6 protein-coding genes and 1 pseudogene are annotated in these 7803 nt (G+C 70.9%); 1 reads left to right on the forward strand and 6 read right to left on the reverse strand.

Annotated features, from left to right (window positions below; translation table 11 throughout):
- Positions 1-33: 33 nt before the first annotated feature.
- From ACI2L1_RS13795 to cyc2, 6 genes are all read right to left on the reverse strand, one after another.
- Complete coding sequence (locus tag ACI2L1_RS13795) at positions 34-1158, reverse strand: aminopeptidase P family protein (protein WP_404739540.1); 1125 nt, start codon at positions 1156-1158, stop codon at positions 34-36.
- 137 nt (positions 1159-1295) lie between these two features.
- Positions 1296-1919 (reverse strand): LysE family translocator, encoded by a 624-nt coding sequence (locus tag ACI2L1_RS13800; protein WP_404739541.1) that lies wholly within the window; start codon positions 1917-1919, stop codon positions 1296-1298.
- Positions 1920-2020: 101 nt separating this feature from the next.
- Positions 2021-2611, reverse strand: coding sequence for a PDZ domain-containing protein (locus tag ACI2L1_RS13805; protein WP_404739542.1), 591 nt, complete (start codon positions 2609-2611; stop codon positions 2021-2023).
- Positions 2612-2700: 89 nt separating this feature from the next.
- Complete coding sequence (locus ACI2L1_RS13810) at positions 2701-3003, reverse strand: LysR substrate-binding domain-containing protein (protein WP_404739704.1); 303 nt, start codon at positions 3001-3003, stop codon at positions 2701-2703.
- Between the two features lie 77 nt (positions 3004-3080).
- Positions 3081-4940, reverse strand: a complete 1860-nt coding sequence (gene phsA, locus ACI2L1_RS13815) for an O-aminophenol oxidase PhsA (RefSeq protein ID WP_404739705.1) — start codon at positions 4938-4940, stop codon at positions 3081-3083.
- A gap of 170 nt (positions 4941-5110) precedes the next feature.
- Positions 5111-7270, reverse strand: coding sequence for a germacradienol/geosmin synthase Cyc2 (gene cyc2 / locus ACI2L1_RS13820; protein WP_404739543.1), 2160 nt, complete (start codon positions 7268-7270; stop codon positions 5111-5113).
- A gap of 170 nt (positions 7271-7440) precedes the next feature.
- Here cyc2 and ACI2L1_RS13825 point away from each other — a divergent pair.
- A pseudogene (locus ACI2L1_RS13825) lies at positions 7441-7803 on the forward strand (hypothetical protein); the annotation flags it as partial.

Below are 7803 nucleotides of genomic sequence, written 5' to 3' on the forward strand. Positions count from 1 at the left end.
GTCACTCGAGGGGTGGTGGGCTCCTGGGCTCGGTCAGTCCACTATGACCATCTCGCGGGTGGTGTCGTTGAGCCTGCGGCCGCCGTCCTCGGTGACCGTGACGATGTCCTCGATGCGTACCCCGAAACGCCCCGGCAGATAGACGCCGGGCTCCACGGAGAAGCACATGCCCGGGACGAGGGGCTGTTCCTCGCCCTCGATCATGTACGGCGGCTCGTGCGTGGTGACGCCGATGCCGTGCCCGGTGCGGTGGATGAAGTACTCGCCGTATCCGGCGTCGGCGATGACCGCGCGGGCGGCCCGGTCGACCTCCTGGCAGGGCCTTCCTGGCCGTACCGCCCGGAAGCCCGCCTCCTGGGCCGCGCGCACGAGGTCGTGCACCCGGCGCTCCTCGTCGGTGGGTTCGCCGACGTGGACCGTGCGGGAGGTGTCGGAGCCGTAGCCGTCCTTGAGGCCGCCGAAGTCGAGGACGATCATGTCGCCGCGTTCGATGATTCGGTCGCCCACCTCGTGGTGCGGGTTGGCGCCGTTCGGTCCTGAGGCGACGATGGTGAAGTCGACCTGTGTGTGCCCGTACTCGATCAGCAGCCGACTGAGGTCCGCGGCGACCTCCGACTCCCGACGGCCGCCGAAGGGAACCTTCCGGATCTCCTCGAACGTTGCGTCGGCGGCCGCTCCCGCGGCCGCGAGCAGTTCCAGCTCAGCCGCGTCCTTGACGGCGCGGAGCATCGGCAGGGCCTCGGTGAGGGAGGCGTACGAGGTGCCGGGCAGGGCCTTCTGCAGGCCCAGCAGGTGCATGGCCCAGGCGTTGTCGCTGATGCCGAACCGGCCGGCGGCGTCCAGGAGGGCGGCGGTGACGGTGTAGGGGTCCTTGCCGTCGGTCCAGTCGCGCAGGGTCAGGGCGCTCGCCCCTGCGGCCTTGGCGGCGTCCGGGGCCTCCAGGGTGGGGACGACGAGGACGGGGTCCTGGCCTGGGGCGAGGACCAGCAGGGTGAGCCGTTCGGTGGTGGCGGTGGGCGCGTAGCCGGTGAGCCACACCAGGTCAGGCCCCGGCGCCACCAGGAGTCCGGCCAGCCCGGCGTCGGCGGCCGACCGTGCCGCGCGCTCCATGCGGGCCCTGTAGTCGTCGGCGACGAAGGGCGCTGCGGTGCCGGTCATCCGGGCCTCCTGGGCGGGTGAAGGTCTGTGGGCAGCATCCTGCCCGGCCGGAGAGGGGCGCGCGAGCCGATCGACATGTCTTTCGCGGGGAGCCGGAAGGGTGTCGGCGGTACGTCAGCTCTCCGGTCAGCCGTATGTCAGCTCTCCAGGGCCATCCGGACGCCGAGGAGCAGCAGGACGCCTCCGGAGACCTGTTCCAGGCGTCGGCGCACGCCCGCGCGGGACAGCAGGGCCCGCAGTCGGCCGACGAACCACACGTAGAGGCCGTAGTAGCCGATCTCGTAGACCGCCCAGAGCGCGGCGAGCCCCACCATGGTGGGCAGGTGCGGGGCGCCCTCGGGCACGAACTGCGGCAGGAAAGAGATGGCGAAGACGGCCGCCTTGGGGTTGGCGAGGTTGAGCAGCAGTCCCGCGCGGTAGGCGGCCCAGCCTGTTTTGCCGGTGCTCTCCCAGCCGCCGTCGTCAGCGGCTCCCCTGGAGCGTCGTGCCTGACGCAGCGCCTGGACGCCGAAGGCGACGAGCACGACGGCGCCGACGATCCGCATCACGTCGTAGGCGATCTCGGAGGCCGTCAGCAGCGCGGTCAGGCCCAGCGCGGCGACGACGCCCCAGACGAAGACACCGGTCTCGTTGCCGAGCACGGTCAGGAAGCCGGAGCGGCGGCTGTGCAGCGACTGCTTGATGATCAGTACGGTGCTCGGCCCGGGTGAGGCGGCGATGAGGGTGCAGGCCCCCAGGAAGGCGAGGAGCGTGGTCGGCATGGGCTCATCGTGACGCCGAGGAGCGGGTGCTTACCAGTGGTTTTCTCACCTCGGCCGACGGGGCCCGCTCCCCTGGGCGGCGGCCCTGAGGTGAGCATGATTCATGTCACGACGCCCGGTACCGCCATCAGCTGCTGGTAGCCGCCGCTGCGGTGGCGGACCGTGAGGACGATCTCGCGGCCGGGGCGGGCGTCGGCGACGGCTCGTGCGAGGTCGTCGGCCGAGTCGATGCGGGTCCGGTCGAGGGCGAGGAGTACGTCGCCGCGTACCAGGCCCGCCGTGTAGCCGGGGCCCGGGACGTGGACTCCGACCACCAGCGCGCCCGTCTTCTCGGCGTCCACGGCCTCCAGGCCGAGGGTCGGGGCGGCGGGCGCGGGTGGGGAGCCGGTCGTCGGCGTCACGGAGGACCTGGAAGGGCTCGGGTGCGTCGAGCCGGTCGAGCCGCCAGGGTGTGCCCCGGCCCGCTGTTGGAGTTCGGCCAGTTTGCTCATGCCGATCACCGTGGCGCCCAGCGTGCCGAGGCCCACCCCCGACAGCACCAGGACAGCCGCGACGAGCAGGTCGAACAGCACGGTCGTGAGCCGGCGGGCACGTCGGCGTGCGGCGTGCGGGCGCCGGGCGGGCCCGGGCTTCCGGCCGCCGCCGGGCTCCTGACCGGGCATCGGCTTGGGGCGCAACGCAGTCTGTTCCATGGATCGCCTCCGGCTGGATCACCACCGGTTGGTGCCTACCCGGCGCACCGGCGCGCGACGAGCCACGAACGAGTGAGACTGACGGGTGGTCAGGAGCGGAAGGCGTCCGGAACCAGCAGGTCGACGAAGGCCGCCGCGGCTCCGTCCGGTGTGCCCGGGTACACCAGTTCCGTCCGGTGCACGACCCTCGGACGGGTGACCGGCACGGCGACCGTGCCCGGCACCCCGGTGGCCGCGGACCGGGGCAGCAGGGCCAGGCCGTGCCCCGCGGCGGCGAGGGCGGCCGGAACGCTCACGTCGGTGCCCTCGTAGCGCAGCGCGGGCCGGAAGCCGTGACCGCCGTTCGCGGCGCGGAGCCGGGGCAGCGGCAGGGCCGTGTCGGGTTCGTCGATCTGGGGGCACCTCCACGCCCTTGAGGCAGTGCGCGGGGCGCGTCAGTCGGTGTGACCCGCCCCGCGCTCGCAGGGCGTCAGCCGGTGTGGCCCTCGCCATGGCCGCCGTGCGCCCCGCCGTGGTCGAACTTGAGCGCCTCGGGAGGCATGACGACGAAGGGCCGCATCATGCCCATGTCCTCGTGCTCCAGGAAGTGGCAGTGGTACATGAACCGGCCGTACGCCCCGTCGAACTTCCCCATGATGCGCAGCATCTGGTTACCCGGAACCCGGTAGACGTCCTTGTAGCCCAGCTCGTTGGGCGCCAGCGGGATCGTCCTGGAGGGGTCGTAGGTGATCGGAGTGCGGGTGCCCCCGGCCGTCGCGTCGAAGCCCGTCACCACGTAGGGGTCCCTGCCCAGGGCCTGGAAGTCGGCGAGGTGGATGTGCATCGGGTGCGGGATCGGCGCGAGGTTGAGGAAGCTCCACTGTTCGTGACTGCCCTCGGCGATGGTGAAGCCGAGACCGTCGTTGAACGTCCGTGCCGTGCGCCGGTAGGTCTTGGTGGTGCCGTCGGCGCCTGTGACCTGGATGATTCCGTCGGTCGGGAACTGGATGCCGCTCGCGTCCTCGACCTCGGTCATCTCCCAGATCTCCGGGTGGCCGCCGGAGCCCTTGGTGCCGGGCGGGGTCAGCACGACCAGACGGTGGCCGTGCGGGATGTCGTGCGTGAACCTGCGGAAGGAGCCGGACAGCACCTCGGGCAGCTCGAAGGTGTCCGCCTCGCAGTCCTCCCGGACCCGGAACTCCATGACCGCCGGATAGCGCACACCGCCCGCCGGGTCGGGCACACCGGCCGGCTGGTTCGGACCCTTGTTGACCAGGCGGAGCGTGCGGCCCGCCAAGGCACGGAAGTCGACGAGCAGGTCGAAGCGCTCGGCGGGGGCCGCGGTCAGCGTGGGCAGCGCGCCGACGAAGTCGATCGGCACCGGGCGCGGCAGCAACCCGCCGTCGCTGCCGATCTGGTGGACGATCCCCGATACCGGGTTGTCGTCCTCGTCGAGCAGCACGAGGTCGTAGATGCGCGCGTTCGACGCGTTGACCAGCCGGAAGCGGTACCAGCCGGCCGCCACGTCGGCGTATGGCCAGATACGGCCGTTGACCGTGGTGTACGGGCCCGCGAACGGGAGGCTGACGGGCTTGCCCGTCTCCGGGTTCTTCTCCTGGACGATGAGCGTCTTGTGCAACAGCCGTCCGTTGAGCCGGCCGTCCTCGTCGGTGTCGAGGTTGCGGTCGGCGAGCAGCAGCGGGATCTCCCGGTCACCGCACGGCAGGCGGAGGGCGTCCTCCTCGTCGTCGCGGACGAGGTAGGTGCCGTAGAGCCCCGCCATCACGTTCCACCGGGTGATGTTCATGGCGTGGTCGTGGTACCACCACTGCACCGCCTGGTGGTCGTTCGGGTACTCGGAGAGCTGGGCGTCGCCGAAGCCGACCGCGTTGTCGGCCCAGCCGTCGTTGCCGCCGCCCGTCTGTGCGCCGTGCAGGTGGGTCACCGACCAGGCGGGCAGGGCGGCGACGTCCTTGTTGGGTTCGGTGCCCTCACGGCCGGGCAGGGTGGGCGAGGCCGGCGGCAGCACCTCTACGGAGGTGACCGGGTACTCGCTGCCCTTGGGGATGCGGTTGGTCCAGGCGATGCGGACGCGCTGTCCGCGCCGCACCTCGATGGTGGGGCCCGGCACCTGGCCGTCGTAGCCCCACATCAGGGTCGGCGGCAGCTGTGGGTGCAGGCGCACCCAGGTCGGGCGCAGGGCGATCTCCGTCTCGCGCAGCTCGTCGCCCGACGCGGGGCGAAGCACGGGCGGGACGGGCAGTGGTGCGACGTACGGCGTCAGCTCGCCCGGTGTCGCCAACTCCTTCTCTTGTCGGTTCTGGTCGCTCTCGGCAATCCTGTCGATGATCTCGGTCAAGGTCCGAACACCCCCGTGTGTTCTGCGGTCTGTTCCCCTTACGTCGACAGACTCCTGGAGTCCTACCGAAGTTCCCTGAATGCCCCATTCCGGACGAGAATGTTCGGAAACCGCATTCGGAGCCGGAGGTCGGTCGACCTAAGCCGACCGGATCCCTGCGGTCAGCCCGCCACGGGAAGCGCCGGTGGCCGGTCCGGGAGGAAGCCGTGGGTGCGGCGGGCGAGGTGCTCGGCCTTGTAGCGGTCGACCGCGCGGTGCCAGTGCAGGATGCCCGCCATCCAGTTCTGGAGGTCGGCCACATACCCGCGCATGACCTCGCGGGCCTCCTCCGAGAGCCCGAAGTCGTCGTACACAACGGGCAGTTCGTGCGCGGCGACATGCTCGAACTGCTGCATACGCTGGGTCATCAGGTCGTGGACGACGCCCAGTGCGGTCGGGTAGTCGATGCCGAAGAAGTTCTGCACGACGAGGATCGCGTTGTGGACCTCGCCCTCGTACTCGATCTCCTTCTGGTAGGAGAAGACGTCGTTGATGAGCATGCCGTAGTCGATGGCCGCGTTCTCCAGGGAGCGGACGGGTCCGCTGCGGTAGACCTCCGGGGGGACGGCGGGGCCGTGGCCCATGCGGCACATGCTCAGGGTGAGGTCGGAGCCGAAGGTGGCGCGCCGCATCTCCAGGTAGTCGACCGGGTCGGGGATGCGGTTGAGGAGCTGGTTGGAGAGTTCCCAGACCCAGCTCTCGGTCATGACGTTGACGGCGTCCTTGAGGGTGCGCCGCTGGTCCGGGGTCATCTCCGCCGTGGTGAGCGCCCACAGGTCGATGAGGCCGCGCTCCATGCCGTTGACGGGGATCTGGGTCTGTTCGCCGTCGAGGGGCATGCAGTCCGACAGGCGCTGAGTGGTCAGGCGGGCGGCGGCGAGATCTCGACGGACGCCGAACACGAGCGGGTAGTAGTCGTCGCCGTAGGTCCCCCAGGCGAGCCACCGCGAGCTGAGGTCCAGGGCCTCGGGGCTCGCGTCCGGGTCGAGGCCCGCGGAGCACAGGGGGAGGTCGGCGGCGGCGAGCCGGTCCTCGTCCCAGACGCCTTCCTGGAGCATGCCCATGCGGTGCATCCACTCGGTGAGGCGGGGGCGGGCGGCGGGCAGGTGGGGGCTGTGCTCGACCTGGAACGGCATGTGGAAGTCGGGCAGCAGGGACGGGCCGACCTTCTGGAACGGCACATGCGTGTGGGCGCGCAGCCGCTCGGCGCCGGCCGCGGCGAGCAGGGCGCCGACATCCGCGGCGGAGGTGCCGGGGCCGGTCAGGCTCTGCCAGGGGGAGGTGGTCTCGGCGCGGGCGTTCATGTACCGGCTGGAGCGCATGTGCCATTCGTGGCCGCCGGACTGCCAGTCCTGGAGTCCTTGCGTGTACTTGGCGACGGCGGCCACCTCGGCCGGGGGGAGACCCTTCTCCAGGGCGATCGCGGGGACCTCGGTCAGGGCGGTGTGCTCGAACTGGTGGAGACGGGAGGTGAGGACGTCGTTGACGGTGTCGGCGGCCTCCTGGGTGGTGCAGCCGAAGAAGGTCTCCAGGACGAGCACGCCGTTGCTGAGCTCGCCCTCGTCCTCGACCTCGCGCTGGTAGGAGAACAGGTCGTTGCGCAGGTGGACGCCGTCGGAGAAGGTCTCCATCAGGACCCTCAGCGGCCGTGATCCGGCGACGGACGCGGGGACCTCGGCGGTCGCGTACTCCACGAGCCCGGCGGACCAGGGCGCGCCGCCGACCTTGCGGCGCATCTCGATGTACTCGACCGGGTTGGCGATCCGCCCCTCGTTGATGTTGGACAGCTCCCACAGGGACTCGTTCAGCAGATGTTCGGTGGCGACGGCGAAGCGGCGGCGCCAGTCGGCGGACATCGACGGCACCGTACGGGCCCACAGGTCGGCGAGGCCCGCCTCGACCGGGTTCTCCGGCTCGGGCATCGGGGTCGACAGGTCCATCGGCATGAACAGGGGCAGGCGGTCGAGGTAGGCCTTGCCGCCGGCGCGGTCCTGGGTGCGCTTGAAGGTCTCCAGGAAGTGGTCGTCGAAGAAGAACACCCACACGTACCAGTCGGTGATCAGCGAGAGGGCGGGGCCGTCGCACTCGGGGTGTGTGTAGGCGCAGAGCAGGCCGTAGTCGTGCGCGTCGAGGTCGGACTGCTCCCAGATCCCGGACCCCTCCAGCATGCCCATCTCCCGCGCCCACACGGTCGAGTGGGCGCGGGCCTCGTCGACGTGCGGGTTCAACCGCGCGGGATACGGCATGTAGAAGTGCGGGAGTTCGAAGGGCTGCTGCGTCATGAGCCCGGCCCTACCCAGGGCCTCCGCGTGCCATCCGCAGGCCGGGACATGATCACACCATCGCGTGAATCCGGGGTGAATCCGGGCACTGCGGAGGGGACTTGTGACGTTCACCTCTACGCGCAGACTTCTGGAGTTCACGACGTGTCCCCTCCCTCACCGGAGTCCCGATGAACCGTTCCCAGCCCCACCCCGCACCCCTCTCCCGCCGCACCACGCTCGCCGCGATCGCGGGCGCGGCGCTGACCGGTGTCGCCGCGGCACCCGCCTCGGCCTCGACGTCCGCGCCCGGCCGCCGGAGCATCCGGTTCGCCACCTTCAACGCTTCCCTGAACCGCGGCACCGAGGGCGCCCTGGTCACCGACCTGTCCACGCCGGACAACGCCCAGGCGGGCAATGTCGCCGAGACCATCCAGCGGGTGGACCCGGACGTGCTGCTGATACGGCTCTCCCCTTGCCGAGAGTCCCCTCCGCCACGCCACGCCACGGTGGTCGCATGTGCCGGGCCGCGCCCTGCTCACGGTCACGGTCAC

The organism is Streptomyces sp. NPDC019531 (assembly GCF_044903305.1).
Taxonomy (GTDB): Bacteria; Actinomycetota; Actinomycetes; order Streptomycetales; family Streptomycetaceae; genus Streptomyces.